Raw genomic sequence first — 1,075 nt, 5'->3', positions numbered from 1 at the left:
CTGCAGGCCGCCGCCGATGCCAACGGCAGCGATTCAGTCGACATCTCGGAGCAGGAGATCGTCATCCAGTCGGTCACCGAGACGATCGTGCCCAAGTTGGTCGCCGAGGATGTTCCGCTCTTGACAAGGTGAGTTCGCCTTGCTCTTCCGCCCACCGTGCCCGCCGACTAATTCGCTCGCTTCGCATAGCCTCCTCGCCGACGTCTTCCCAGGCATCGACTACGTTCCTGTCGACCTCGACGATCTGAAGAAGCACATCCTCGACGTCTGCAAGGAGCGGAACCTCGTCGCGGGCGATGTCTGGCTGCAGAAGGTCGTCCAGCTCTACCAGATTCAGAACATACAGCACGGTCTGATGATGGTTGGGCCGTCGGCGACTGGCAAGACTTCGGCGTGGCGGGTCCTCCTCGCGGCGCTGGAGCGCCTGACGGGCATCGAGGGCGTCTCCTACGTCATCGACCCCAAGGCCATCGCCAAGGACGCGCTGTACGGCACCCTCGACCCGACCACGCGCGAGTGGAACGACGGCCTCTTCACGCACATCCTCCGCAAGATCGTCGACGACGTCCGCGCGGAAAGCTCGAAGCGCCACTGGATCATCTTTGACGGCGACGTCGACCCCGAGTGGGTGGAGAATCTCAACTCGTGCGTTCCTGTACTTGCATCGTTGCGAACGCGGTCGTTGACTCTCGGACCTCGCAGCGTCCTCGACGACAACAAGCTCTTGACGCTGCCGAACGGAGAGCGCCTCAATCTGCCGCCCAACGTCCGCATCATGTTCGAGGTCGAGTCGCTCAAATACGCGACTCTCGCCACAGTCAGTCGCTGCGGCATGGTCTGGTTCAGCGACGACGCCGTCTCGCCCGACATGCTCTGCCGCAACTACCTCGATACAACGCGCTCAACTCCGCTCGATGTCGCCGACGAGGATGCGAGCTTCTCCCGCCAGACTCAGGGCGACGGCGACGAGGTCTCGGCGGTGCTGTCGACTCAGCAGCTCGTCGCCGCCAAGCTCGAGCCCTTCTTCGAGCGCGACGGCCTCGTCGCAAATGCACTCGCTTTTGCCGCCGGCGTC

At 63.3% G+C, this 1,075-nt stretch carries 1 protein-coding gene; it reads left to right on the top strand.

What is annotated here, in order from left to right; all coding sequences use genetic code 11:
- Nucleotides 1–139 precede the first annotated feature (139 nt).
- Nucleotides 140–1,075, top strand: a 936-nt coding sequence (locus EPN29_14330; protein TAN30133.1) for a hypothetical protein, incomplete at its 3' end; no start/stop codon positions are given.

This window comes from bacterium, assembly GCA_004299235.1.
Taxonomy (GTDB): Bacteria; Chloroflexota; Dormibacteria; order Dormibacterales; family Dormibacteraceae; genus SCQL01.
This window is presented reverse-complemented; position numbering and strand designations above follow the sequence as displayed.